The organism is Flectobacillus roseus (assembly GCF_030056595.1).
In the GTDB taxonomy this organism is placed as follows: domain Bacteria; phylum Bacteroidota; class Bacteroidia; order Cytophagales; family Spirosomataceae; genus Flectobacillus; species Flectobacillus roseus.
Genome location: NZ_JASHIF010000025.1, coordinates 1 through 26972 on the forward strand (window position 1 = coordinate 1; position 26972 = coordinate 26972).

Sequence of the window (26972 nt, forward strand, 5' to 3'; positions counted from 1 at the left end):
AAATAATACTGACAGATACAGCTATTGAGAATAGAATATTCAGCTTTTTAAGATGGATAAAAATGCAAATGTCTCATTATCAAAAAAATATATCTACTTAAAAAAAGCTGGGTAGAGTATTCAAAGTCAACAAACCTTTACTACTATTATATGAAAAAAACATTACTCTCGTTGATTTTTATCCTATTAGGGACGATGCTCTCGCAGGCGCAAAAAACCTGTTTTTATAATGGCAAAGTATATACAGTTGATGCCAAAAGCTCAGTTGCAGAAGCGGTAGTGGTCGAAAATGGTAAAATACTATTTGTAGGCTCAACCCCCGAGGCTCGTGCTGTATGGTCAGATAGTCGAACCAAGATGGTGGACTTGAAAGGAAAACTAATGCTTCCTGGGCTTATCGACAATCACACGCATTTTGCTGATGGAGGAATGTATCTGTTGGGAGTAGACTTGAGAGGTGCAAAAACGATAGCGGAATTTAAAGGTATTTTAAAAAAGTATGTGGATAACCACCGTGGAGAGTGGATAACTTCTGGAAATTGGGATCATGAATCTTGGGAAGTGAAAGAATTGCCCACCAAGGAAATGATTGATGATTTTTCGCAAGATACCCCCATTTTTGTTGACCGTTTTGATGGGCACATGGGATTAGCCAATTCAAAGGCCTTAGCGTTGGCTGGGATTACCAAAGATACTCCTTCGCCAGATGGTGGTGAAATTGTCAAAGACCCCAAGACTGGCGAACCCACAGGTGTTTTGAAAGACGCCGCAATGCCTTTGATTTATAAAATTATTCCAGCGGCCAATGCAGCGCAAAAAATCAAATTTGTAGAAAGAGCACTTCAAGAAGCACGAGAAAACGGTATTACTTCGGTTCATGATATTACGTTTCAACCAGATTTGATTGCTTATCAAGACTTGGAAAAGGCGGGTAAACTTACGTGTCGTTTTTATACAAGACTTCCCATTAGTACTTATCAAAACTTGGTAAATACGGGTATTCAAGTAGGATTTGGCTCTGATAAAATCAAATTGGGTTCGTTGAAGGCTTATGCTGATGGCTCTTTAGGGTCGAGTACGGCATTGATGTTTAAGCCTTACACACAAAACCCCAATACCAAGGGTTTGGCTTCGGATATTATTATTAATGGAAGCTTGACCAAATGGGCAGTAGATGCTGACAAAAACCATTTACAGCTTTCTATTCATGCTATTGGGGATTCGGCCAATTATTTGATGTTAAAACTTTTTGAAAAAATCACACAGGAAAATCCCAAATGGGATCGTCGTTTCCGTATCGAGCACGCACAGCATGTGAGATTTGAAGATATTCAAGCTTTTGCCAAATTGGGTGTTATTGCTTCTGTTCAACCTTATCACTGTATCGATGATGGCGTTTGGGCTGCTAAGCGTATCGGAGATCGAGTAAATTATACTCACCCTTACAAATCGTTTTTGGAAGCTGGTGTAAAACTCTGTATGGGCTCGGATTGGTCGGTGGCGCCGCTTAATGCTATTTTGGGGATATATGCTGCTGTAACTCGTCAAACAGTGGATGGCGCTAACCCGATGGGTTGGATACCGAAACAGAAAATATCTGTGCAAGATGCCATCAAAGCTTATACTATCAATAATGCGTATGCGGCTTTTGAGGAAAATGTAAAGGGAAGTATCGAAGTTGGTAAACTGGCTGATATGGTGGTACTTTCAGAGGATATTTTAACAATTCAACCTGAAAAAATAAAAAATGTACAGGTATTAATGACTATTTTTGATGGGAAAATTGTTTTTGAAAGAAAGTAAACCTCGAACATAAAAACTAGAGCATGGATTGAAAATTTCCTAATGAAGTTTTAATCCATACACAACGAAAAATTGTAAAAATAAGTCTAATTTGTCGGGGCTATCGGAATAAATGATCGATAGCAGAAACTGGATTTTAAGTGTTGTGTTGGCTTGTTGTAAAAATTATCCATGGATATAACTCAAATAATAAAATATCTCTCTGATTCAAAAGAGATAATTAATGCAGGTTTGTTTGCCATCACCTTTGTGGTATATGCTGAAAATGGGCTTTTCTTTGCTTTCTTTCTACCGGGCGACTACCTTCTATTTTTGACTGGAATTTTTGTAGGTAGTAAACTATTACTTTACCCTATTACTACTGTGATATTATATTTGTTTTTGGCGGCAGTAATAGGATCTTTAACAGGGTTTTTATTTGGGCGATACTTTGGTACAACTCTTGAAAACAGACCTGATACTTGGTATTTTAAAAGAAAACACCTAGACGCTACGCAGGATTTTTTCGAAAAATATGGAAGCCAAGCGCTAATTATCAGTCGTTTCTTGCCATATATCCGTACCTTTGCACCGATTTTGGCGGGTATAAGTAAAATGAATTATCCTAAATATCTTTTCCTCAATATTGTTGGTGGAGCCGTTTGGGTAGTCTCGTTAGTAGGAGGTGGTTATTGGTTTGGTATCAAGTTTCCTTGGATTATCAACTATGTTCATTATGTAATCCTTTTCTTCTTGGTCATTACGACTTTTACTGTGGTCAAAGGTTATTTTAATATTAGGAATAAGTCGTAAAAGAGTCGTGAGCTTTCTGCTTTCAGGTGTCATTTTTTACTCCTAATATCTTTCAGTTGCTTTTCTAATTTGTTATACGATGCTAAGTGAATTTGGGTATATATTATTGTTTATTATCACTGCGATTGTCTTTACGGCGGTAATTCTTTTTGTTGCCAAACTATTGAGACCCAATCGCCCGAATGTTGAGAAGTTGACCACTTACGAGTCAGGAGAAGAACCCGATGGTAATGCCAACGTCCGTTTTAACATTCGCTTTTATGTAATTGCATTGTTGTTTGTACTATTTGATTTAGAATTAGTTTTCTTGTTTCCATGGGCCACAGTTTTTGGAAATGAAACACTAAACAATTCTACAGACGGCCTTTGGGGATGGTTTTCAATGGCCGAAATGTTTATTTTTGTAGGTATTTTAATTCTCGGATTAGCCTATGCGTGGATAAAGGGACATTTGGATTGGGTGCGCCCAGAGGTGCAAGAACCACAGTTTAAATCGCCAGTACCAGTAAGCAAGTATGAGGCTATCAATAAAAAATATTCTTAGGTCTTAGAGGCAAGTATTTGGTGTAAATTCTTCTATTGGTTTGATTAATGGCTTTACCCAAAATACATATAGGTTTTCATTTGCGACAAGGTTATATATTGTTAACAGTGCCATATCTGCAGGTAGCAGGTATGGCACTGTTTCCTTTTATATTAGTTCAAAAAAGCAATCCCTCGAAAATATTAGTCAATCATGAAAGGATTCACTTACGCCAGCAAATCGAATTGGGAATTGTCTTTTTTTATCTGTGGTATCTGATTAATTATGGTATAAATCGTTTGAAAGGAATGCCTCATAATAAGGCATATCATCAAATCATATTTGAAAGAGAGGCTTACCAAGAAGATGAAAATTTACAATATTTGACAAAAAGAAAATGGCTTGCCTTTTTACGATATTAAGCAAGCCATTTTATTACCACAAATTTTGTGGACAGAGGATTTTATGTCTATTGTTTAGCATAACTCCGATCACAATCTCATGAGAGCCCCTAGAGCGTTGATTGATGTCAGACAACGTGAAGTCATAAGAATAGCCAATATTGAGAAGAGAGCTAATATTAAAACCTACCAAACCTACAAAAGCGTCTTTGTTTCGATAAGAGGCACCAATCCAAAAACGATTGTCATACATAGCTTTTAGATTCACATCATACGTCACAGGTGCCAAATTTACTTTTTTGACTAATACCGAAGGCATTACCGTCCAGTAATCAGTAGCGTCAAATCTATAACCAGCCGAAAGGAAATAGTGAGGATAAACACTACCAACCCACGAATAAGTAGATGAGTTATCGCCTGTGGGTTTGAGGTTATAGTTTTCAAAAAGAAGTTGATTGGCAGATACCCCAATATAATAGTTCATCGAGTAATACCATGCCCCTACATTGATGGTAGGCTGAATTGCTGTAATTTTACCACCTCCCATAATCGCAGGATCTGGATTTACTTTTACCTGCAAATTCGAAAAGTCTAGCGTATATTGCGTCACACCACCCGATGCTCCAATGGCTAATTTTGAATGTCCTGTAACAGGAATATGATAAGCGTAACTTCCCAAAAGGCTTACTTGTGAACTAGGTCCCATGTTATCAGATATGAGCGAAATGCCTACACCCTGATGCCCTGGTACTCGTGGCTTACCACTGTACTGACGCGAAGGGGTAATAGGGCGACGAATCGTTTTGCTAATATAAGGCGTTGGACCCGTACTGGTACGGTCGGGCTTATCTAAGGCAAAGTGTGCCGTTAGGTAGTATGTTGTGGGTGCTCCTTCAAAATTTGTCCACTGATTGCGATAGCCGACTTTTATATCGGTATAATCTTCAATACCTACCACTGCGGGGTTGATTAGATAGGTATTCATCATATATTGACTGTATTGAGGGTTTTGTTGGGCACTTAGGCGATAGCAAAATAAACTTGCTACTAAAAAAAGTATAAATTTTTGCATGACGAGGATTGCGTATGTATTAGCGTAAGGAAAAAACAAGCAAATTTTGTGCCTATTCCTCTTTTGAGGATATCTATTATGCTGTGAGCAGTCGGCTTGAAGAGGGCGGTTTTTCAACAAGTTCTATACAAATATACTTAATATTTGGAGATGAATCAGGACTGAAATAATTCATTTCAAGGTTTTTAGGATGTTATTGGTCGATAATTTGGTGGTGTTCAGAAAAACATCAAACTTTAAAAGAACGAACTCCACTAACCTTGCGTTAGTATGAAGTTAGGTTTTGTTTTCTATCCAAGACAATACTCCATTCAATCAACCATTAGAAGATATTTATAGAAAAGCCCGACGGGGCATCGCTCATTATGCAAGTACATAGACTACCTTTAAGACAAACCAACCAATTTTCAGCGCTCTTTCTTGATTATATGGACCAAGCTTCGGCTTTGACCGAGTATTCTGGTAACTTCCCTAATTTGGAGGGTTTTGCCAAGCAGATAGAACAAAAATCATTTTCTGACGAAAACAGAAAGGTACTTGTAGAGGTACTAAAGCGACAATACCAAAACCTAACAATTCAGCCAGATCTTGATATTCTTGCTCAACCCAATACCTTTACCGTTACCACAGGGCACCAGTTGAATATTTTTACTGGACCATTATATGTGGTTTATAAGATGATTACGGTGATCAATTTGGCTAAATCATTGAGAAAAGCATATCCTGACTACAACTTTGTACCTGTATATTGGATGGCTACCGAGGATCATGATTTTGCAGAAATCAATCATTTTTCTTTGTTTGGTAAAAAATACGAATGGAATACCGAACAAAAGGGAGCCGTAGGAAGAATGAATCCTAAAGAGCTTGAAACGTTAATCAGTGAGTTTGCGGATTGCCCAGAGGTATTTAAAAATGCATATCTCGAAAAAGAAACCTTGAGCGATGCCGTGCGATGTTATATTCATGAGTTATTTGGAGCAGAAGGATTGATTTGTATTGATGCAGATGACCGCCAGTTAAAAACTTTGTTCTTGCCAATTATCAAAGATGATTTATTAAATCATTCGGCTTTTGCCAAAGTACAGGCTACCTCTAGTGCCCTCGAAAATTTGGGATATAAAACCCAAATTGCCCCTCGCGAAATCAACTTCTTCTATTTGTCCAACGGTGTTCGTGAGCGTATCGTAAAAGAAGAAGGTGTCTATAAAGTATTGAATACTGAGCTTCAGTTTTCTGAAGAAGAGATACTTGCCTTACTCGAATCGCAACCAGAACATTTTAGTCCTAACGTGGTATTGCGTCCTGTATATGAAGAGGTTATTTTACCAAATCTAGCCTATATCGGCGGTCCATCTGAAGTGCCATATTGGTTACAACTGAAAGGTGCTTTTGATCATTATGGCGTCACATTTCCAATCTTAATGCCACGCAATTTTGCTTTGGTTGTCAATAAGGCCTCTGCTAAAAAGATGGAAAAACTAGATTTGTCTATCGAAGAGTTATACCATGATGAAGTAACGCTACGTAAAAACTTTGTCGAGAAGCATTCAGAAAACTCTTTGAGTTTGGCAGAAGAAGGAAAAACCTTTTCAGCCATTTTTGAAGAAATACTTGCCAAGGCTATCAAAATCGATAAAACTTTGGAGGGAGCCGTAAAAGGAGAGCAACAGAAACTATTGAATAGTCTTGACCATTTGGAAAAACGCTTGAAAAAAGCGGAGGAGCGCAATCAAGAAACAGAAGTAAATCAATTGTTGGGACTTAAGCACAAACTTTTCCCGAATGGTGGATCACAAGAACGTGTGGAAAACCTAATGAATTTCTCGCTCAACAATACTGAATTTATCTCAACATTGCTCAACACTTTCGATGCCCTCGATTTTAGCTATTATACCATAGTTGAGTAAGTATAAGTGCTGAGTTGTGAGTGATGAGTTTTGAGTGTTAATTTGTCCTTGCGTAAGCAGGCAAAATTAAATCAAGTTTACCTACAATAAGCTGTAATTAAAAACAATGGTAGTGTTTCTTACAGAATTATTATTACATTTTTGCTTAACATCTAAAGCGTATAGTAACAAAAAGCGCGAGCCTTTCTCGAAGGGCTCGCGCTTTTACATGATTGTTATGATGAAGTTTTTCAAGGGATTGGTAATACCTTACTTTCTTTGAAAGTAGAAAGAATAACCATCGTTTGTGTGCCAGCAACTTCTTCAATCTCGTTGATTTTTTCAAGCATCAACTTTTGGTATGAAGAGATATCTTTAGCAATAATTTTCAATAAAAAGTCACCAGAACCTGTAACGTGATGACATTCGATAACCTCTGGAATATCATTGATTTGGTGTACGAATGATTCAGTAACTTGCTTTTTGTGACCAGTCAATGAAACTGTAACAAAAGTTGTAACTCCCAAACCTACTTTATCTCTATTCAATTGAGCATGGTAGCTCTGAATGATACCAGAAGTTTCTAATTTTTTTACACGTTCGAGGGTAGGCGCTGGCGAAAGGCCAATTTCTTTTGAAAGCTGGGCGTTTGTAATCTTTGCGTTCTGTTGAAGAATTTCCAGAACCTTATGGTCTATCTGGTCTAGCTTAATTGCACTCATCTTATTAGGAGTTTAGTATGGATAGATTTTGAATTTTTACTAGATTGTTTGACGACACAATCTAAGTCGTTCAAAATCTTTTACTTCTGACTTGAGTCTGTTTCTTAGTAAGGTTAAGAAATAGAAAGCAAAGTTACAGACTTTCTAGTAAATTTCTAAGAAATTTTACAGAAAAGGAATTTTGTAAAATAAAATTTTTATTAAACGGTATTATCTTATCGAAAAACCTATAATATTTTGCTCAAACGAAATGAGTGTATTTGATATAGAGTCAGTTAAACGCAATCTAGCTCATAAAATTACTTTCTTTTAGAAATTTTGTTCATTGAGATACTTCTTTGTAAATCGCATTTAAAGCGTCCTTTTAAAATTGTACTTTTGATACGATGTTTGGTAGCTCGACCTTGTACTCGCTCTCTCCACATTTTCCAAGAAGAACGTTTCATCTCTTTTCGCATCAATTCTATTACTTCTTGTTCCTTTAGTCCAAATTGTTCCAAAATGGCATCAAAAGGCGTGCGGTCCTCCCATGCCATCTCAATAATACGGTCTATCTCTTGTTCGCTTAATATGACTTTTTTCATGAAATTGATAATGTTAAAAAACGCATAAATGACTTGCCGAAACGCATTGGCGTTTGAGCATATCATTCATAACTTCTTACAGGCAGAATTGTTGGAAGGAATTCATCACTCGACAGGATTATTCGAGGAATGTGATTTTTGTTTCTCCCATTTCATAAAAATGTGTAAATTCGTATTTAATACAAATCTATTCAATGAGATATTTATTCCTTTCAGAATGATTTGTCACTGATTTCAAAAACGGATTCGGTGCGAAAATGTACGTAAACAAAAAACTTACAAAGACAGAGATTGGTAGGTTGTGGATTATTCCCAAATTGTATATTTCCAATCTTACCTATCGCTTGATGCTAGCACGTATAACCATCAACTAAAATTACACGGTATTCTTACTAAAAATAGGTAGTTCTCTGGAGCTATCAACGTTTTGATTATTTGGTATTATGACAGAAGAAAAAGAAAAATCACAAGAGCGAATTCCCGCTAATTTTCTCGAACAAATCGTTGAGGAAGATATTACATCAGGAAAAAATGGTGGTCGTGTACACACTCGTTTCCCTCCCGAGCCTAACGGTTATTTGCACATTGGTCATGCCAAATCTATTTGCTTGAACTTTGGGTTAGCTGACAAATTTGGTGGAAAAACAAACCTTCGCTTTGATGATACCAACCCTGTAACAGAAGATACAGAGTACGTAGAATCTATCAAAGCTGATGTGCGTTGGTTAGGTTTTGATTGGGAAAATGAGCTATATGCTTCTGACTACTTCGACCAGTTATATGAACTTGCAGTACAGCTAATCAAAAAGGGATTGGCGTATGTAGATGACCAAACATCGGAACAAATTGCTACTCAAAAAGGAAACCCTAATATTCCTGGTGAGGAAAGCCCATATCGTTATCGCTCAGTTGAGGAAAATCTCGACTTGTTTGAACGTATGAAAAACGGTGAATTTGAGGATGGTGCAAAAGTGCTTCGTGCCAAGGTAGATATGGCGCATCCTAACATGCACATGCGTGACCCTTTGATGTACCGTATCAAAAAGGCAAAACACCACCGCACTGGCGATAAATGGTGTATATATCCAATGTATGACTTTGCTCATGGGCAGTCGGATTCGATTGAGAAAATTACTCACTCGATTTGTACGTTGGAGTTTGACGTACACCGTCCGTTGTATGATTGGTTTATCGAAAAATTAGATACTTTCCCATCGCATCAATACGAATTTGCTCGTTTGAACCTTACACATACGGTAATGAGTAAAAGACGTTTGTTGCAGTTGGTAAAAGAAAATATTGTATCAGGATGGGATGACCCTCGTATGCCGACTATCTCAGGCTTGCGTCGTCGTGGATTTACACCTGCTTCAATTCGTAACTTCTGTGATAAAATTGGGGTGGCAAAACGCGATAACCTTATCGATGTAGGGGTATTGGAATTCTGTGTGCGCGAGGATTTGAATAAAATTGCGACACGTGTAATGGCAGTACTTGATCCAGTGAAATTAGTGATTACTAATTATCCTGAAGGACAAGTAGAAACTTTAAAAGTAGAAAATAACCCAGAAGATATCAACAGTGGTCATCGTGATGTACCATTTAGTCGTGAGGTATATATCGAGCGTGAAGACTTTATGGAAGTTCCTCCGAAGAAATTCTTCCGTTTGGGACCTGGTTTGATGGTTCGTTTGAAAGGAGCTTACATTGTAAAATGTGAAGATTTTGTTAAAGACGAATTCGGAAACATTACCGAAATCCATTGTACCTATATTCCTGAAAGTCGCTCGGGGTCGGATACCTCTGGTATTCATGTAAAAGGAACCATTCACTGGGTATCTGCACAACATGCAGTACCAGCAGAAGTGCGAGTTTACGACCGTTTGTTGATTTTGGAAGACGCTTCTCAAGTAGGAGACGACTTCAAGAAATTTATCAATCCAGATTCATTAACGATCTTGGATCATGTATTAGTGGAGCCAAGCCTAAAAGAAGCTGTGTTAGGAAAGAACTATCAATTTATCCGTAAAGGGTATTATTGTTTAGACAAAGATTCTACTGGAGATAAATTAGTTTTCAATAGAACTGTTGGTTTGAAAGATGCTTGGGCAAAAGAAAAAAATAAATAATTTTAATTTTGCCAAAGAATAATTTGATAATTATTCACAAAAAAGTGTGGATAAGTGGTGTTAATAACTCACTTATCCACACTTTTTTGTTGTTATTAATAGGCTGCCTGATAGTTAACCACAAAGTTGATTGGCTCGTTTTTTTCTTTTTTTACCTCAAAAGGAAATATGTTTTCCTCTCCATCAAAGATATTTGCCCACAAACCTTTACCCTCTTCACGTACCATTATAGAATACTTTCCTTCGGGTAATGCTAAGCAAAAATTCCCGTTTTTATCTGATAAAATGCTGGTAATCAGCTTGCTTTGGATATTTGAGTAAAAGCCATTTGCCTGTGTTACTTGTTTGAGATTGGTAAGTTCGTAGATTAGTACTTCTCTTTGAATCCCTTTTGGAACACGAGGCGGTCGGTCAGGCGATGGCATCTGATTGCCAGCTACCCAAGTGACTTTTCCACACACCCTGTTCTGATTGTGGATAACTTTTGAAGATGATGTGGATTTATGCGTACAAGCCATTGTTGATAATATGGCAAATAGTCCAAAGAAAAAGGTTTTTATCATAGCTATACAAAGAAAACATCCTAAACAATGACCGTGCATTATTTAGGATGTAAACGTATCGATAATAAAGATATTTTATGCTTTACGCTTGAAAAGTGAGTTCACAAATTCCTTTTTGTTGAAGACTTGTAAGTCTTCAATTTTCTCTCCTACGCCAATATACTTCACTGGAATTTTGAACTGATCTGAGATACCAATTACTACACCACCTTTGGCCGTACCATCCAACTTTGTGATAGCCAAAGCTGTTACATCGGTAGCCTTCGTAAACTCTTGCGCTTGGATAAAGGCATTTTGTCCAGTCGAACCATCCAATACCAAAAGCACTTCATGAGGAGCCTCTGGCAAGAACTTCTGAACAACACGCTTGATTTTAGCCAATTCATTCATCAAGTTTACTTTGTTGTGTAATCGACCTGCTGTATCGATAATTACCACATCGGCTTGCTGTTCAACGGCTTGTTTTACAGCATCAAATGCTACTGAAGCAGGGTCGGTATTCATGCCGTGATCGATTACTGGAATACCTACGCGCTGTCCCCAAAGTTTGAGCTGATCAACCGCAGCAGCACGGAAAGTATCACCTGCACCTAATATAACCTTATTGCCAGCTTTGTGGAATTGAGAAGCAAGTTTACCAATAGTCGTTGTTTTACCTACGCCATTGACACCCACTACCATGATTACATAAGGCTTGATATCAGATTTTTTGAAGGCATCAGTAATATCTTCAGATTTGTTTTGAGCCAATAGCTCTGCGATTTCCTCACGAAGAATTTCGTCAAGTTCGCTTGTGCTTACGAATTTATCACGAGCAACACGCTCTTCGATACGACGAATGATTTTAACAGTAGTTTCGACGCCGACATCCGAAGAGATTAAGATTTCTTCTAATTCATCTAATACCTCATCATCGACTTTTGATTTGCCGACGATAGCACGACTAAGTTTCGAAAAAAGTCCTTCTTTGGTTTTTTCGAGTCCTTTGTCGAGTGATTCTTTCTCTTCAGTATTGAGTGTTTCTTTCTTTTTAAAAAAATCGAATAAACCCATTTGTTGTTATTTTTTTGGTTACTCGTTAAAAGTCTGAAAGTTATCTACAAAAAGACATTCAGAAGACTTTTGAAAACGTAAGGCAAAAGTAAAACAAAAAAAGTCCCGATAAAGGGACTTTTCCTAAAAATCTTAATAAAGGGGCTGAATATTAAGCTTTAAGAGCAGCTTGAACATCTTCTTGAAGAACGATTTCTTCTTTGAAAGAGTAAGCACCAGTAGCTGTTTTAACAGCTTTGATAACTTTAGCGTATTTTACACCACCTTCTTTTTTAAGGGTTGCAACTACCTTCTTTGCCATGTTATTATGATGAGTTAACAGTTATCTGTTACGATAACCGAGTGAATTACTTGATTTCTTTGTGAACAGTTACTTTTTTCAAGAAAGAGTTGTATTTCTTCAACTCAATACGAGCAGTAGTGTTTTTACGGTTTTTTGTAGTGATGTAACGAGACATCCCTGGAACGCCTGAAGCTTTTTGCTCAGTACATTCTAAAATCACTTGGATTCTATTGCCTTTCTTAGCCATTGTGTTATGCTTTATGAATTTTCTGTATCTTACAAATATTTTTTATTCGTTTGATTATCAGAAAATTACAACTTGCTGATAAGTCCGAACGAATATATATTTCCCAAATAGGACTGCAAAGGTAGTAAATGTTTGAGTTTTAGACAAATATGTTTTTGAAAAAACTTATGCTTTCAAGGCGTTTTTTCAGAAAATAAGAGAAAATTTGACGTTTGGGGACTAAATTTGCTTCTCCGCTGTTCTTTATCTAAGATAAAATTTACGAATTTTACGGCATGAAGCAAATCCAATACCAATACGACCCTGAGCATTTTAAGCGTTCAGACCCCAATAAGTATAATTCCTCGAAACTCAAGTCGGAAGAAATGATTTTGTCGCTTGGGCCTCAACACCCTTCGACTCACGGTGTTTTGCGTTTAGAGGTAATCTCTGATGGTGAGCTGATTGTGGATGTAGTTCCTCACTTGGGTTATCTGCACAGATGCTTTGAGAAACATGCTGAATCTTTAGCTTTTGGACAGACTATTCCCTATATCGACCGTTTGGATTATCTGGCAGCGATGAATTCTGAGCATGCCTATGTGATGGGAGTAGAGAAAATGCTTGATTTGGAGGGTAAACTTCCCAAACGTATTGAATATATCCGTGTACTGGTAGCCGAACTCAATCGTTTGGCATCGCATTTTGTTGCCATAGGCACGTATGGCTTAGATATTGGGGCATATACTTCGTTTTTGTGGCTCATGCGCGACCGCGAGCATATTCAGCGTTTACTCGAATGGCTATGTGGTGCTCGTATGCTTTACAACTACATTTGGATTGGAGGTTTGTTTTATGATTTACCTGTTGGTTTTGAAGAGCGTTGTTTGGAGTTTATCAATTACCTCAAGCCCAAAATGGTTGAGATTCGTGAGTTGATTATTGAAAACAAAATCTTTGTGCAACGTACGGCTAATATTGGTATTTTACCTCTGGACTTGGCTATTAACTACGGTTGTACAGGGCCTGTGCTTCGTGGTTCGGGCTTAAAATTTGACCTCCGTCGTGTCGATGGTTATTCTGTTTATCCTGAACTCGATTTTGACATACCAGTAGGGAAGGGGGAAATGGGTACTGTGGGAGACTGCTGGGATAGAAATTTTGTGAGAGTATTAGAATGTGATGAATCAATCAAGATTATCGAGCAATGCCTTGTACAGTTGATGGGCGATCACAAACGTACTCGTGATTTTAATCCACAAGCGATGCTTCCTAAAAAAGTACGCCCTCAAGCAATGGATTTATATTTTAGAGCCGAAAATCCAAAAGGTGAATTAGGCTTTTTCTTCAGAACAGACGGTCGTTCGGATGTGCCATTGCGAGTAAAAGCAAGAGCGTGTTCGTTTCATAATTTATCGGTAGTACCCGAAATTAGTCGTGGCGCTATGCTAGCAGACTTAGTGGCTATTGTTGGTTCTGTAGATTTGGTGATGGGTGAAGTCGACCGATAGTTTTGATAATTTCTCAACAAATATTTAATATTTCTGCCAAGGCAGAGAACAAACATCAATGTTTAAATTAGATCCTAATAAAGAATATCCTAAAAAGTTGCATTCGAAATCACTTATCCGTTTTCAAGATTGTGATCCATTGAAGCATCTTAACAATGCTAAATATTTCGATTATTTCTTCAACGCTCGTGAGGACCATGTCGCTGAGGTGTATAATTTTGATTACAATGACTATTTCGAAAATAATCATACTTCTTGGGTCGTTTACAATCACCAAATAGGCTATGTTTCGTCGGCTAGAGTGAGTGAATGGGTAACGATTATTTCATCGACTATCTATTTCAATGAAGATACTTTAGTGACAGAATATGTCATGACAGATGAACACTTGCAAGTATTGAAGGCTGTTTTGTGGACAACTTCAAAATATATTGATGTACGTACTGGCAAGAAAACGCCTCATCCACCAGAGGTGATGGAGTTTTTTGATAAAGTATGTCTTGATGGAATAGATTTTGAACACACGTCATTCAATGCACGCATTAAGGTGATTAAACAAGAGCTGAAGGAAGGGAAGTTTGTGTAGTTAAAGCATGATTTGTGCATTAAACTTTTACAGAAAATTCAAAAGTGTTGTTGCCTTTCTAGATTGCTGAAATAATACCAATTAAAATAATTCCTTTTGCTAAAAAACGCTTAATTGAATTATGAAAAAAATCGCTTTCTTATTTATTGCATTGTTGACTTTTGTGGTGAAAGGTATCGCCCAAGACCGCTTGAAATCGCTCACTGAAGAGCGACAGGTTTTGTATAGTAAATTCAAGGAGTCAGAAAGTCAATCTTCAGGGATTTTTGGGAATCGTACCAAAGATGATATGCAAAGCTCAATCGAGGCTTTGAAGGAGATTATGGCGAAGGACAATGAGATTTTAGACGAGCTGAATAATCTTAGCGAAAAATCAAAATCAGATTTTACAGAACAATATAATGATTTGATTCAGCAGAATAATGAGCTTCGTGAAAAAAATCGGGAGCTCAGCGAACTGTCTGAACGTCACAAAGGATGGTCAAAAGAAAACCATACTATTTTGGAATCAGTAGAAGAGGAAAAGACTTTTACCCTGTCGATATCGGTAGTTGTAGCTTTTTTGTTGATTGTTTATGTGATTAAATTTTACACACTAAAGTCGAAATACAACGAATTGAAGAAACAACAGCGTTTAGAATAGTTTTTTCCAACCATAGCGAATTGCCAATAGCAGTACAATAAATCCGACTATGATATACTGAAATGGAACGTAGGTAATGGCATAAATTCGTAGTCGGTCTACAAACCATAATATTCCTATCATAGCGGTGAGTATAGTCATAAAGCCTGATAATCTACCAAGCTCAGGAACCGCCTCAAAAGGAATTTTCCACTTGATGAGCATCAGCGTGATAGCCATAGAAACAATGGGTAAAATCTGAATAATGAGGTTCATTTGCCAAATGCTTTGACGTTCGAACAAAAAGAGATAAACATCTAAAGTCAAGGCAAATATCCCTGGGATACCAATCATATAAGCCAATACCATATAGCTATATCGAACCAGAACCGAAGATTCGTTGACTGGATTCGTTTGCCACAATCCTATCAAAAAAGTGACAGCAGGAACAAGTAGTAAATAATACAAAAGCGAATAAGGATTTTGACTAATACTGTCAAATAGTTGTTGTAAGGTCATGGGTTTATTGGTAAAGGGAAAAGAAAAACTATACTGATAAATTTCCTTCTGAATCTACTCTAATTTGCTGATTTTCTATCATTTCTCGTACAATTGCTTTAAAAAAATCAGCATTGTTGGGCTGCATGATTTTGAGCAACAACTCAGGCGACATGCTGCCATTGCTCAACAAGGCTTTCACCTTTTCCTGTGTTTGAAACTTGTATTGAAGCTCTTGCTGATAAGTCCCTTCTTCTCGTTTTTTCTTAATACAAAAATCACAAACACCGCAAGTTTCATTGGTATGCTCGTCGAAATATTCCAAAAGCAGTTGCGTTCTACAGCGTTTTGGGTGCTCGATATAATGTTTTACAGCTAGGGCTTTTTGCACATCATACACACGTCGTTGTTCAATATCCTGAACTTGCAAAGGCAATTGTTGTGCATCATATCGACCTGTCAAAAATGTGAGTTGAGGTTTATCCTTATGTTTGTCGTACTGAATAATTTCAAACTTTTCAAGATTAGATAAAAGTAATTCTACCTCAGCTTGAGGAGCCGAAAACACTTTTGAAATGGTTGCCTCCGATATATTAAGATAACCTGTAAAAAGCTCTCCTCCGTACATTCGTAAGAGTAATTTTACAAAAGTATCATATTTCGGATTCCGTAATTGAAAATCATATAATTGACGATTATCTACCGAAAAAGTAATACGAGAAGGATGGGGAACCGCTTCAGAGAGCGTAATAAATCCTTGGTTTTCTAAAATTTTTAGGGCAAAATAAGTGTCAGGTGAAGGCAAATCAAATCGTTGTTGGAAGGTCGATAAGTCCAAATCGTAGCAAGCAAATTCGCCAGCGCCTACTGCCAATTGAAAGTAATTACCCAAACATTGATATACCCTTCTTATCAACGGGATAGGAGGATATTTCTGCGCAGTATTTACTTCTAAATTTTGAATATCTACTTGATCATACAACACCGTCGCAAAGGCTTTTTGACCATCTCGTCCCGCACGACCAGCTTCCTGATAATAGGCTTCGAGTGTTTCGGGTAAGTCTAAATGAACTACCAATCGTACATCTGGTTTGTCAATTCCCATGCCGAAGGCATTGGTCGCCACCATCACACGAACCTGATTTTTAATCCATTGTTCTTGCCTTTGACTACGTTCTTGCGCATTGATTCCTGCATGATAAAAGGTTGCAGATATATCAGATTTTTGAAGAAATTGAGCTACCTCTTGCGTTTTCCGACGATTACGGACATATACGATGGCCGTTCCTGCCACTTTTTGGAGCATAGCTACCAGACGTGCTATTTTGTTTTCTTCATAAAGCGTAGAATAGGACAAATTAGCTCTGGCAAAACTCTGCTGAAACACCTGAGGGTTTTGCATGGCGAGTTTCGCCAAAATATCGGTTTTGACTTCTTTTGTTGCCGTGGCAGTCAAGGCAATCGTACGAAGTGTAGGGAATAACTGTCGAAATTCCGCTATTTTCATATAAGGAGGTCTAAAATCATAGCCCCATTGCGAAATACAGTGCGCTTCGTCAATAGCTAATAAGCATAACTTCATGGCTTTTACTCTTTCGAGAAAAAGCGAAGTCTGAAGCCTTTCAGGGGAAATATACAAAAACTTTACATCGCCATAAATACAGTTATCCAGAGCAATATCTATTTGATTTCGGTGCATCCCAGCATATATCGCCACCGCCGAAATACCTCTTCGGCGCAATTGCGCTACTTGGTCTTGCATCAAAGCAATCAATGGCGTTATGACCAAACATACGCCTTCCATCGCCATGGCAGGAACCTGAAAGCAAATAGATTTTCCGCCTCCTGTAGGCAACAATGCCAAGGTATCACTACCGTTCAAGACTGACTGAATAATGTCTTCTTGTAAAGGACGAAAAGAGCTATAGCCCCAATATTGTTGTAATATTTGATGTATCGGATATTGCATTCGTAAAAGCAGGTGTCAGATGTTGATAGTGGATAACTTCAGCAAAAGTATAGTTACCGTAGCCAAATGTCAAGTTTCGGTCGTATATCCAAGACTGTGGCAAAGACAGAAAGAAGTATCTGTTTTTTTCTTATATTTAAACTTTCTAAAAAGTGTTATTAACCAATCGTATTTCTGATATCGGAGGATATTAAATTCGAAAATTTTTGTCTCCATTTTATTTTAACAACAAACAATGAAAAAACGCTCAATAGTAGGATTTGTGATAGGATGTGTCGTTAGCTTGACAGCATGTCAGACTAGCAAGTTGAGTAGCAAAAAGTTAGGAAAGTTATTATCCGAGTCTAGTACATTTTCACAAAATCATACAGGTTTTGTTTTATATGATTTGTCTGAGCAAAAAGAGGTTTTTAATTATCAAGGAAACCGTTATTTTCAACCTGCTTCTAATACCAAAATCTTAACCTATTATGTAAGTCAGCGCACTTTGGGCGATTCGTTACCTGCTTTAAAATACGTTACCAATGCCGATTCTTTGATTATTTGGGGCATGGGAGATCCTAGCTTTTTGAGTCCAAGTATGCCAACTTCTAAAGTTTTAGATTTCTTGAAAAGTAGTCCGCAAAAAATCTATTTTTCAGCCAATAACTTTACAGGGAAACACTATGGTCCGGGTTGGGCATGGGATGACTATAATGATGATTATGCTTCTGAAATTACGCCATTACCAATTCATGGCAATGTAGTGGGCTTTAAGGCAAATGGGAATAGTTTGATAGCAAATCCTGCCTATTTTCAGGATAAAATTGTAAGCGTCAAAAGTCCTAATAATTTTAGTGTAACTCGTGTAGAATCGAATAACACTTTTGAAATACCTCAAGGAAAAGCTCCCAAGGCTAATTTTGAACAGGAAGTACCCTTCAAAACATCGAATAAACTAACGACAGAACTATTAGCCAGTGTTGTAGGAAAACCCGTAACACTGATTGATGCCCCGCTACGTTCCAGTGCCAAAACGCTTATGAGCTTGCCTGTAGATACGGTTTTTGCCAGAATGCTTCATGTAAGTGATAATATGATGGCAGAGCATTTGATGCTGATGTGTGGACAAATTTTGGCAGGAGAATTAAATGTGAAAAAAGGGATAGAAAAAGCTAAAACTAATTATTTGAATACACTGCCCGATGCCATTACATGGGTAGATGGCTCAGGACTTTCGAGATATAATATGATTACGCCAAGAGATTTGGTGATGGTTTTGCGCCAGATATATCAGGAAGTGCCGCAGGAAAAATTGTTTAAAGTTCTTCCAGCCGTAGGACAATCTGGCACGCTTAAATCGCTGATGCCTAAAACAGATAAACCTTTTATTTTCGCCAAATCGGGCTCTTTTAGCAATAATTATAACCTGAGCGGATATTTGGTTACCAAGCAAGGAAAGGTATTATGCTTTTCTTTGATGAATAACAATTTTGTAAAACCAATGTCGGAGATTCGTAAAGAAGTGGTGAAAATTTTAACAGAAATTTACCAATATTAAAGCTATTCATGACTCGTATATTTACCTTACTTAAAATGAAGAACTTGTTTAAACTTTCTCGTCATGGTTGAATAAATTCACCCGCTAAGTGGAATCGTTGGATAAGAACTGGTCATATTTGAGGTAAGACTTGCATAGGTATTCAAAATAAGTTTTTTTCTCAAAATCATAAAGTTTAAATAGTTGTAATCTAAGCCAATAACGGGTACACTGTTAACAAATAACTTCTTTTACCTACTGCTCTAATAACTGATATACTATTTATAGGAAACTTTCTAAAGACTAACTACTATGAAAAAATGGTTTATTGTTTTTCTTGTTATAGGTTTGAGCCAAAAGCTGTTCGCTCAGGAGACGCTTTATTTCAATCCGATTTATGTACCTTACGCCGATACAACCTTAGTGTTTACGCCAAAGGAATATACTCGAAATGCCACAAAGCGTTTTCCTATGGTATATCTTTTACATGAGCAAGGAGGGAACTTTAAACAATGGAGTAATTTTCTGAATGTACAAAAATATGCCGACGCCTATGGGTTTGTCATTGTTTGTCCCGACGGCTTGAATGATTCGTGGTATATCAATAGCCCTCGGAAAGCGACTAGTAAGTTTGAAGATTTTTTCTTCAAAGACTTACATACAACCATGATGGAAAAATACCGAATAGATACTGATCAAGTGTTTATCACTGGCGTAGGTATGGGTGGTTTTGGCGCAATGTATTTATTTTTGAAAAAACCAGATATATTCCGTTCTGTAGGGAGTTGTGCAGGTATTTTGGATATGCAAAATGAGGTAGACAATGCTCGTTTGAGAACGTTATTGGGCAATACGGATTTTGAAACCTTACGTAACCTATCGATTATGAGCAATATTGGTAAGTTTGTAAGTACTCAAAAAGAAATCATTTTTGACTGTGGAATAGACGATCCTCAGTATGAAAATACCAATTTTTTCAAAAAACGTTGCGATGAATTACGTATCCGAGCAACCTATGTATCTCAACCCGGCAAACACGATAGAAGCTATTTCCAAAAAGCCATCCGTTGGCATTTTGATTTCTTCAAAAGACTCGCAAAAGACAACTAGTTGAGTGATGAGTTTTGAGTTTTGAGTGAGGAGTTAGGAGTTAGGGAGGATTGGGGGTTTCGGATGTTGGATTGCGGAAGTGTAATCTACTTTCTTCTAGATATTTTGCAATATTTCCGAAAGCAGCAATCCCAAATCCGAAATTGTTTGACAATCAAGTACTTTTTTGTCTAAAACTCAGGGCAACCTATTTTAGGCAAGGACAACTCCGCACTCAAAACTCAAAACTCATCACTCCTAAGAGGCTTGTCCTCCGTTTACGCCTAATACTTGACCATTTACGAAGCTGGCTTCTTCTGAAGCTAAATATAGATAGGCATAAGCAATATCCTTTGGATCGCCCATACGTTTGAGTGGGATTTGACTAATCATGGCTTTTTGAACTTCTTCGGGCATAGCTTCTGTCATTTCTGTTCTGATAAAACCTGGCGCTACGGCATTGGAGGTGATACCATGCTTCGCCAATTCTTTTGCCCACGTTTTTACCATACCTATCAACCCCGCTTTGGCTGCAACATAATTGGTTTGACCAAAATTGCCATGTACTCCCACGATTGAGGAGGTACAAATAATTCTTCCATATTGTTTTTCGACCATGTAAGGCGCTACGGCTTTGGTACAATTAAAAACTCCTGTAAGATTCACATCAATGACCTGTTGCCATTCATCGTGTGACATTTTTAGCAGTGTTTTGTCGCGTGTAATACCAGCATTATTGATGAGAATATCAATTTTTCCAAAACGTTCAAAAACCTCCTTTGTTGCGGATTCAATACCACTAACATCCGTTGTGCTTACTTTCATAAACTCACAATCATAACCTTGAGCACGTAGATTTGAAGCAGTTTCCTCCCCTAAGTCTAATAAGTCCCAAATAATTACGGTGGCACCTTCTCGACAGAATACCTCTGCTGCGGCTTTTCCGATACCTCTAGCGGCACCCGTTATAATAGCAACACGATTTTGTAATCTCATAGTAAAATAGTTTTAAGTACCTTCTTAAATTCATAGTTGATAGACAAAGTAGTTAATTTTTTTTACGAAAAAAAGCCCCTTGTTTTACAAAACAAGAGGCCTAGCCAAATATAAAGAGAATTGCGGATTGAGAAATTTAAAGAGGTTTGAAAGAGAAGTTTGAAAGAGTTTTTATCAAAGTATGGATTATAATTCAGAAAGCTAGGTATTTAGTTTTTGCCAAAGCTAAAGCTAACATATACTTGAGCAGAGGTGTTTTTGATGGTGAGATAGTCAGATAAATTATTGTTACTATCTATTTGGAAATCTTTGTTAACATTGGTCAAGCCCAATACATAACGTCCTCCTAAAGCAACTTTATCAGAAACTTTGTATTCCAAGCCACCAGCAAGTCCTAAGTCAATGTCTTTGAAAAGACCGTTGTAGTTGACTGAGAAAAAACCGTTTCCAATACCAATTTTGGTATTAGTTAAATAGCTTATTTGTGGACCAGCCAACAAAGAAAGTTCTTCGGTAACAGGGAATTTCAATAAAATAGGCAAAGAAAGATAGTGCATACCAATCGAGCCTACACTACCAATCTTGAAGCCTTGTTGTAAATAAATAAGTTCGGGTTGAATTCCTATTTTGTCAGAAAGCATTAAATCTTGCAATACAATACCTGCATGAAAACCCGCTTTACCATCGATTATATCAACAGGTTCTGGTGACATGATAGCATCAGAATAAGTGAACCCGCCTTTGAAGGCAATTTTTTGAGCATTAGCAAACGATACTACACTTAATACGATAGCTAGGGAAGCAAGTAATTTTTTCATATTAGAAAAGTTAAATTTCTTGAAAGATGCGTTTTATAAATATGTACTTATAACGGCAAAGTGTTCCGAAGGTCTCATAACAAAATGTTAATACTTGTTAAGGTTTTGTTAATGCTCCGAAAAGAGCAACAAAAAAGGTCTTAGCAAGTAATGCTAAGACCTTCATAATCATTTTGATACCGTTTAGAGGCCTAAAATTTTATTTTTTTCAAAAAAAAATAAAAAAAATCTGTCCGTATGTCGTTTATTCTTCTTTACGTCCTTGTTTTTCATTAATCTTCATTTGGAGAAAATATGATAACAAAAGTCCAATTCCACCAAATACAAAAATCATAGAGAAATACGCTACCTCGTCGTCGAAGCCCAAATTTGCTTCAAGGAAATGTCCAATTAATAAGCCTAGACCAACACCAATAGCCACTAAACCCCAACGTAGAGAATTGGCAGGATTAATATTGATAGACTTGCTTGGAGGCATCATTCCTTTGGCAATCATTGCCATTTTTTCGTCGTTGTCGAATTTTCTTAAAAATACAATCATCGTAAATAAGCCTACTGTACTCACGATTGGGATTAAGAGCGCAACCAATCCTTCTGAAACCATGTCTTTATAAATGTTTAAGTTGTTAAAATCTGTTTACATTTCAGTCACCTTCATTGCTAGCGTCTATGTCGGTGTTTGCTGAATATTTGACTATAGGATGAAGGTTTCAGAAGAAAGGTTACAGGGGGGAGGAATTTTTTTTGAATTTTAAAGAGCAAATAGGGGAGTTTTGAGTGCGGAGTTCGGGAAGATTTGGGATTGGGGATGTTGGATTTCGGAATTACAAACTCCTTTCTTGTTTCATATTGGACAATATTTCCGAAATCAGAAATCCCAAATCCGAAATTGTTTGACACTATCAAGAACTTTTTTGTCTAAAACTAAGGACAACTCATCACTCTCCCCTCTTCCCTTGTGCCTGATCCCTTTTAAAATAAAATTTAATCTACAAATAATATTGTTTTTTCTGAGAAAATTCTAAATTTGAGGTATATGAAAAAATGGTACTATATATGCATTTGGTTGGGACTTTGCTCGCTTTGTAGTTGCGAGATAAACGACTATGTAGAACCACAAGCATTGCCAGACGCGACACACGAGGGTTTACAAACTTTTGGCACTAAAATTAATGGAAGTTTGTGGGTACCTTTTCAAAAATATCGTTCTAATCCCAATATCAAGCCAGCTCCTGTGGTTTGGGGAAAATTACAACAACAGACTTTACGCATTGCCGTTACCAATCAGCAAACACTGGAGTCTATTAGCTTGATGATTAATGGGGTCAATGGAGTTGGTACATATCGCTTTATGAGTTTTTTCCCGAAAAATGCTTTGGAGTTTACTCCCTATGCTAGTTTGTATCAGCGTTGCGCCAACGGCGATTGTGCACAATATGTAGTTTGTAATACCTGCGAAAACAAAGTGAATATTACTTATTACGACACTACAAGAAAGATTTTTTCAGGAACATTTGAGGTAACATTCCAAAAAAAGGATAGCCCTTCAGAGAGAGTTACCCTTTCTGATGGTCGTTTTGATATAAGAGATTAAGCTATTTTTTTCATCTTTCTAAATCCCCAGTATCCTAACCCTCCTAAAATCAAAAGCATCCAGAATCTGGTAAAGAATAGGATTAGGTCTTGAAATAAATACCAGCCTTGATTTATGCTTTCGATTAAACTAACTCCAAAATTTGGTCTTTTAAAAGCTTCACTTTCAAGATTAGCAATCACTTCCCTATGTACTTGTGCAGGCTGATAGATGTGTACATTGATGGTGCTGTAGGCAACTTGATCTTTTAAGGCAAGTGTTTCAATCTGACGTGTATCCGCTTGCGATTGTATATGATAGAGGCTTTCTGTCGCATGAGCCGTATCTTTTAGGTTTGTTCCCTTCTTGATTTCTTGGTTATATTTCTTTTCAAAACTGCTAAATCGACTTTTCCTTACTTGACTCGCCAGTAATTCAAGACTAACATCATTAGCACCGATAGATTGACTTTCCATGAACAATACATAAGGTTGTAATGCTATCAAAGCATCATCAAAATATACTGTAGGTATGCGTAAGGTAATTTGATTAGAAAGTTCGAAGGTCTCATTTCTCATCAAGGAATCTTGACTGATTGCTACATCTTGACTACTAATCACATTTGAACTCATAGTAGAGTTTGTCATAAAACCACCCCATTTTTTGGTCAGTTCTGTAATATCGTTGGTTGTTTTTTGAACATCTTTTACTCTAAAATTAAGCTGGGCAGTTCTGACAAATTGGCGTTTGGTAGGCAAAGAAATGTCCCCTTCCATAGTAACCGAGGCAGAGTCTAAAGCCGCCGTTTCATACGATTCTGCTCCCGATTCTGATTTGTGCTCGGCACATGAAACTAAGCCTAGAGCAAGGCTTATAGCGCTAATAATGATGTACTTTTTCATAGTTGTGGAAATGGTTGTTTGGAAAAGGTGAACTGGTAGAAATATGTTAGAAACTTGATTTATTCACTTAACGTGGAGTGAGATTCTATTATTTTGAATAATTAAAAAACAATTAAAAAAATATAAATTTCTTTTTAATTATTGAGTTGATTAGATTTAAGTTTTGTGTTTTAGGCACAAGGCAACAGGCACTAGGCAAAGAGTTGTACTTGCCTAATGCCTACAGCCTAAAGCACAAAATTATTTTCAATATTCCAAGACTTCCAGATTTTATCAAAGCCGAAATAGGAGAGTATTAGAGATATACCTTAACTTGCGGATGAAAGTGTGAGAGGGAGAGGTGAATTTCATTCAAAACTATTTTTACATAACAAAACAAAAATGGCACTTATTAAACCAGTAAAAGGTGTTTCGCCAGTATGGGGCGAAAATTGTTGGATTGCAGAAAATGCAACGGTTGTAGGAGATGTAAAAATGGGCGACAACTGTACGATTTGGTTCAATGCGGTAGTGAGAGGCGATGTCAATGCGATTGAAATTGGTCATAATACCAATATTCAGGATGGGGCAGTAATACATTGTACTTACCAAAAAACTAGGACAATTATTGGCAATTATGTTTCGATAGCACATAATGCTGTAGTCCATGGTTGTGTAATTGAAGACCAAGTATTAATTGGGATGGGAGCAATTGTCATGGATGGTGCCGTCATAGAATCGGGTTCGATTATTGCTGCGGGTGCAATCGTTACACAAAATACTCGCGTACCAGCAGGGTCGATTTATGCAGGAAATCCTGCTAAACTATTAAAAGAAGTATCACCTGCAGCGGCGGAGGTATTTATGCGCACGGCAAATAATTACTTGATGTATGCCAAATGGTTTAAAGAGTAAAAAAGTTTACTCATCCTGATATATAGAGGATAGGTAGATTGAAAACAGATAAGAAGTCGTGTAAAATTAGATTTGAGTTTTTTGTTTTAGGTACAAGGCAAAGAGTGTTAAATGTTTTTTTAGTAACGATAGCTATGTTTTTGCCGAATGCCCAAAGCTGAAAGCCGTAAGCTCAAAAAATAAATTTCATTTTGCGTGCTAACTTATTATTCCCTGATTCCTAATAACCAAGAACAATTATAGAAATGGCAACTATTTTCACAAAGATTATTAATGGCGAGATTCCTTGCCACAAAATTGCAGAGGACGAAAACTATCTAGCATTTTTGGACATTATGCCTTTGGCAGAAGGACATACTTTGGTAATTCCGAAAAGAGAAATTGATTATATTTTCGATATTGAAGACGAACTACTATCAGGCTTGATGCTATTTGCCAAAAAAATTGCACCTGCTTTATCTCAAGCGTGTCCAAGTAGACGTATTGGCGTGTCGGTAATTGGTTTGGAAGTACCTCATGCACACGTGCATTTGATTCCTTTGAATACCATGAATGATATTAACTTCACTCGTGAAAAGCTTAAGCCAACACAAGAAGAATTAACAGCTACGGCAGAAAGAATAAAATCATTTTTGAAATAGCACTTTGCTTTCTTGCCTTTGTTGGAATTATTTCCAACAACTTGGCGTCAGCAACATTCCAGCTTAATACTGTCCTGTAAACTTGGCTAGTTGCTGAGGCTTGTCTAGTTGGATAAAACTCCAACTAGTGTAAAAAAAGCGGTCGGAAAACATTTTCCGACCGCTTTTTTTGATGCTAGATACAACTCAGTTTTAGACGTAAAGTATTACGTCTCTACATCAAGAATATAAATCTTTAAAAAAAAACAATCAACCACTCAATCACAAATCACTCAATTTAAGAATCTACTTCAAGAATGTTCTCAAAGTCATAATCTCGTTGGCAGGGATAGCTTTTTCGTATAAAATATTGTAAACGGCATCGATGATAGGCATCGACACATCGTATTGTTTGTTGACTTGATGAATACTTTTTACTGCATAATAGCCTTCAGCTACCATGTTCATTTCAATTTGCGCTGATTTGACAGAATAGCCACGTCCAATCATATTACCGAAAGTACGGTTACGTGAAAATTGCGAGTAGGCAGTTACTAGCAAGTCACCCAAATACCCAGAGCTATGAAGGTCACGATACGGGTCAGGGTAAACGATGTCTAGGAAACGTTTGATTTCTTGCATCGCATTAGATACCATTACTGCTTGGAAGTTATCGCCGTAGCCTAGTCCGTGGGTAATACCACAAGCCATGGCAATAATATTTTTGATAACAGCACAGTATTCTACACCATACAAATCACCAATAGGATTGGCCTGAATGTAGCGACAACTCATAAGGTTGGCATAATCTTGAGCCACATGAAGGTTAGGAGATGCAATCGTCAAATAAGATTGTTTTTCGAGGGCAACTTCTTCGGCGTGACAAGGACCTGCAATCGCAGCAAGCATATTTTGAGGAACCCCAAATACCTTTTCCATCCAGTCTGTAACTAACATATTTTCCTCAGGAATCATCCCTTTGATGGCAGAAACAATCTTTTTCCCAGCAAAGTGATTACGGTTAAGGTTTTTGAGTGCATCAGGAATAAATGCCGCAGGTACAGCCAAAATAACGTATTCTACGCCATTAAGGGCATCATGCATCTTGTGATATGCACGCACCTTACGAGGATTCAACGGAGCATCGGTTAGGTAACTAGGATTATGATTGTATTTTTTGATAAAATCCACATCCGATTTGCGACGCAACCACCACTTGATTTTTACGTTGTTTTCCGACAAAATCTTAATAATTGCTGTAGCCCAACTGCCACCACCCAATACTGCGATTTGAGTAGGCAAATTTTTCTTAAAAGCTGGAATTTCTGTCATGGG

28 protein-coding genes are annotated in these 26972 nt (G+C 37.3%); 14 read left to right on the forward strand and 14 right to left on the reverse strand.

Going from position 1 to position 26972, the window contains the following annotated elements; all coding sequences use genetic code 11:
• Positions 1 to 150 precede the first annotated feature (150 nt).
• The 4 genes from QM524_RS22515 (at position 151) to QM524_RS22530 (ending at position 3540) form a co-directional block, all read left to right on the forward strand.
• On the forward strand, positions 151 to 1803 hold the full coding sequence (locus QM524_RS22515; RefSeq protein WP_283346346.1) for an amidohydrolase: 1653 nt from the start codon (positions 151 to 153) through the stop codon (positions 1801 to 1803).
• 171 nt (positions 1804 to 1974) lie between these two features.
• On the forward strand, positions 1975 to 2595 hold the full coding sequence (locus QM524_RS22520; RefSeq protein WP_283346347.1) for a DedA family protein: 621 nt from the start codon (positions 1975 to 1977) through the stop codon (positions 2593 to 2595).
• Positions 2596 to 2674: 79 nt separating this feature from the next.
• Positions 2675 to 3139, forward strand: a complete 465-nt coding sequence (locus QM524_RS22525) for an NADH-quinone oxidoreductase subunit A (RefSeq protein WP_166549846.1) — start codon at positions 2675 to 2677, stop codon at positions 3137 to 3139.
• Positions 3140 to 3186: 47 nt separating this feature from the next.
• Complete coding sequence (locus QM524_RS22530) at positions 3187 to 3540, forward strand: hypothetical protein (RefSeq protein WP_310586463.1); 354 nt, start codon at positions 3187 to 3189, stop codon at positions 3538 to 3540.
• A gap of 13 nt (positions 3541 to 3553) precedes the next feature.
• Here the strand turns inward: QM524_RS22530 and QM524_RS22535 are convergent, their stop codons facing one another.
• The gene (locus tag QM524_RS22535; RefSeq protein WP_095161192.1) at positions 3554 to 4591 is read right to left on the reverse strand and encodes a PorP/SprF family type IX secretion system membrane protein; all 1038 of its coding nucleotides are present in this window, start codon (positions 4589 to 4591) and stop codon (positions 3554 to 3556) included.
• 365 nt (positions 4592 to 4956) lie between these two features.
• Here QM524_RS22535 and bshC point away from each other — a divergent pair, with 365 nt between their 5' ends.
• On the forward strand, positions 4957 to 6501 hold the full coding sequence (bshC, locus tag QM524_RS22540) for a bacillithiol biosynthesis cysteine-adding enzyme BshC (RefSeq protein ID WP_283346348.1): 1545 nt from the start codon (positions 4957 to 4959) through the stop codon (positions 6499 to 6501).
• A gap of 230 nt (positions 6502 to 6731) precedes the next feature.
• On the opposite strand, the gene QM524_RS22545 is transcribed toward bshC, so the two are convergent.
• Both QM524_RS22545 and QM524_RS22550 read right to left on the reverse strand, forming a co-directional pair.
• Positions 6732 to 7202, reverse strand: a complete 471-nt coding sequence (locus tag QM524_RS22545) for an Lrp/AsnC family transcriptional regulator (protein ID WP_095161194.1) — start codon at positions 7200 to 7202, stop codon at positions 6732 to 6734.
• A 299-nt stretch (positions 7203 to 7501) separates the two neighbouring features.
• Entirely contained in the window at positions 7502 to 7786 is a 285-nt protein-coding gene (locus QM524_RS22550) for a TIGR03643 family protein (RefSeq protein WP_283346349.1), read from the reverse strand.
• Positions 7787 to 8229: 443 nt separating this feature from the next.
• On the opposite strand from QM524_RS22550, the gene QM524_RS22555 reads away from it, so the two are divergent.
• On the forward strand, positions 8230 to 9915 hold the full coding sequence (locus QM524_RS22555) for a glutamine--tRNA ligase/YqeY domain fusion protein (RefSeq protein WP_283346350.1): 1686 nt from the start codon (positions 8230 to 8232) through the stop codon (positions 9913 to 9915).
• Between the two features lie 95 nt (positions 9916 to 10010).
• Here QM524_RS22555 and QM524_RS22560 read toward each other — a convergent pair whose 3' ends face one another.
• The 4 genes from QM524_RS22560 to rpmG all read right to left on the reverse strand — a co-directional run bounded on the left by QM524_RS22560 (position 10011) and on the right by rpmG (position 12061).
• Positions 10011 to 10478, reverse strand: a complete 468-nt coding sequence (locus QM524_RS22560) for a hypothetical protein (protein WP_283346351.1) — start codon at positions 10476 to 10478, stop codon at positions 10011 to 10013.
• Between the two features lie 75 nt (positions 10479 to 10553).
• A complete protein-coding gene (ftsY, locus tag QM524_RS22565; RefSeq protein WP_095161198.1) occupies positions 10554 to 11531 on the reverse strand; it encodes a signal recognition particle-docking protein FtsY in 978 nt (325 codons plus the stop codon).
• A gap of 151 nt (positions 11532 to 11682) precedes the next feature.
• Entirely contained in the window at positions 11683 to 11832 is a 150-nt protein-coding gene (locus tag QM524_RS22570; protein WP_095161199.1) for a DUF4295 family protein, read from the reverse strand.
• Between the two features lie 46 nt (positions 11833 to 11878).
• The gene (gene rpmG / locus QM524_RS22575; protein ID WP_095161200.1) at positions 11879 to 12061 is read right to left on the reverse strand and encodes a 50S ribosomal protein L33; all 183 of its coding nucleotides are present in this window, start codon (positions 12059 to 12061) and stop codon (positions 11879 to 11881) included.
• A 275-nt stretch (positions 12062 to 12336) separates the two neighbouring features.
• On the opposite strand from rpmG, the gene QM524_RS22580 reads away from it, so the two are divergent.
• The 3 genes from QM524_RS22580 (at position 12337) to QM524_RS22590 (ending at position 14780) form a co-directional block, all read left to right on the forward strand.
• Positions 12337 to 13551, forward strand: a complete 1215-nt coding sequence (locus QM524_RS22580) for an NADH-quinone oxidoreductase subunit D (RefSeq protein WP_283346352.1) — start codon at positions 12337 to 12339, stop codon at positions 13549 to 13551.
• A 58-nt stretch (positions 13552 to 13609) separates the two neighbouring features.
• A complete protein-coding gene (locus QM524_RS22585) occupies positions 13610 to 14137 on the forward strand; it encodes an acyl-CoA thioesterase (RefSeq protein WP_283346353.1) in 528 nt (175 codons plus the stop codon).
• A 121-nt stretch (positions 14138 to 14258) separates the two neighbouring features.
• Positions 14259 to 14780 (forward strand): hypothetical protein, encoded by a 522-nt coding sequence (locus QM524_RS22590; protein WP_283346354.1) that lies wholly within the window; start codon positions 14259 to 14261, stop codon positions 14778 to 14780.
• On the opposite strand, the gene QM524_RS22595 is transcribed toward QM524_RS22590, so the two are convergent.
• Both QM524_RS22595 and QM524_RS22600 read right to left on the reverse strand, forming a co-directional pair.
• Positions 14772 to 15278, reverse strand: a complete 507-nt coding sequence (locus tag QM524_RS22595) for a hypothetical protein (RefSeq protein WP_283346355.1) — start codon at positions 15276 to 15278, stop codon at positions 14772 to 14774. The genes QM524_RS22590 and QM524_RS22595 overlap by 9 nt on opposite strands.
• 28 nt (positions 15279 to 15306) lie before the next feature.
• Entirely contained in the window at positions 15307 to 17226 is a 1920-nt protein-coding gene (locus tag QM524_RS22600) for a RecQ family ATP-dependent DNA helicase (protein ID WP_283346356.1), read from the reverse strand.
• A gap of 235 nt (positions 17227 to 17461) precedes the next feature.
• Here QM524_RS22600 and dacB point away from each other — a divergent pair, with 235 nt between their 5' ends.
• Both dacB and QM524_RS22610 read left to right on the forward strand, forming a co-directional pair.
• On the forward strand, positions 17462 to 18766 hold the full coding sequence (gene dacB / locus QM524_RS22605; protein ID WP_283346357.1) for a D-alanyl-D-alanine carboxypeptidase/D-alanyl-D-alanine endopeptidase: 1305 nt from the start codon (positions 17462 to 17464) through the stop codon (positions 18764 to 18766).
• A gap of 291 nt (positions 18767 to 19057) precedes the next feature.
• Entirely contained in the window at positions 19058 to 19855 is a 798-nt protein-coding gene (locus tag QM524_RS22610; RefSeq protein WP_166577302.1) for an alpha/beta hydrolase, read from the forward strand.
• Positions 19856 to 20092: 237 nt separating this feature from the next.
• Here QM524_RS22610 and fabG read toward each other — a convergent pair whose 3' ends face one another.
• The 3 genes from fabG to QM524_RS22625 form a co-directional block, all read right to left on the reverse strand.
• Positions 20093 to 20830: a 3-oxoacyl-ACP reductase FabG gene (fabG, locus tag QM524_RS22615; protein ID WP_166577303.1), complete on the reverse strand. Its 738-nt coding sequence runs from the start codon at positions 20828 to 20830 to the stop codon at positions 20093 to 20095.
• Positions 20831 to 21039: 209 nt separating this feature from the next.
• On the reverse strand, positions 21040 to 21648 hold the full coding sequence (locus tag QM524_RS22620) for a porin family protein (protein WP_283346358.1): 609 nt from the start codon (positions 21646 to 21648) through the stop codon (positions 21040 to 21042).
• Between the two features lie 244 nt (positions 21649 to 21892).
• On the reverse strand, positions 21893 to 22252 hold the full coding sequence (locus tag QM524_RS22625) for a DUF6249 domain-containing protein (RefSeq protein ID WP_141234697.1): 360 nt from the start codon (positions 22250 to 22252) through the stop codon (positions 21893 to 21895).
• 432 nt (positions 22253 to 22684) lie between these two features.
• Between QM524_RS22625 and QM524_RS22630 the strand changes: the two genes are divergently transcribed.
• Complete coding sequence (locus tag QM524_RS22630; protein ID WP_095161211.1) at positions 22685 to 23242, forward strand: DUF5025 domain-containing protein; 558 nt, start codon at positions 22685 to 22687, stop codon at positions 23240 to 23242.
• Here the strand turns inward: QM524_RS22630 and QM524_RS22635 are convergent.
• Positions 23239 to 24123 carry a DUF4349 domain-containing protein gene (locus tag QM524_RS22635; RefSeq protein WP_283346359.1) on the reverse strand — a complete coding sequence of 295 codons (885 nt, stop codon included), beginning with the start codon at positions 24121 to 24123 and terminating at the stop codon, positions 23239 to 23241. The genes QM524_RS22630 and QM524_RS22635 overlap by 4 nt on opposite strands.
• A gap of 381 nt (positions 24124 to 24504) precedes the next feature.
• Here QM524_RS22635 and QM524_RS22640 point away from each other — a divergent pair, with 381 nt between their 5' ends.
• On the forward strand, positions 24505 to 25017 hold the full coding sequence (locus tag QM524_RS22640; RefSeq protein ID WP_283346360.1) for a gamma carbonic anhydrase family protein: 513 nt from the start codon (positions 24505 to 24507) through the stop codon (positions 25015 to 25017).
• 245 nt (positions 25018 to 25262) lie between these two features.
• The gene (locus QM524_RS22645) at positions 25263 to 25658 is read left to right on the forward strand and encodes an HIT family protein (RefSeq protein WP_095161214.1); all 396 of its coding nucleotides are present in this window, start codon (positions 25263 to 25265) and stop codon (positions 25656 to 25658) included.
• A gap of 285 nt (positions 25659 to 25943) precedes the next feature.
• Here the strand turns inward: QM524_RS22645 and QM524_RS22650 are convergent, their stop codons facing one another.
• Positions 25944 to 26969, reverse strand: a complete 1026-nt coding sequence (locus tag QM524_RS22650) for an NAD(P)H-dependent glycerol-3-phosphate dehydrogenase (RefSeq protein WP_283346361.1) — start codon at positions 26967 to 26969, stop codon at positions 25944 to 25946.
• Positions 26970 to 26972 lie beyond the last annotated feature (3 nt).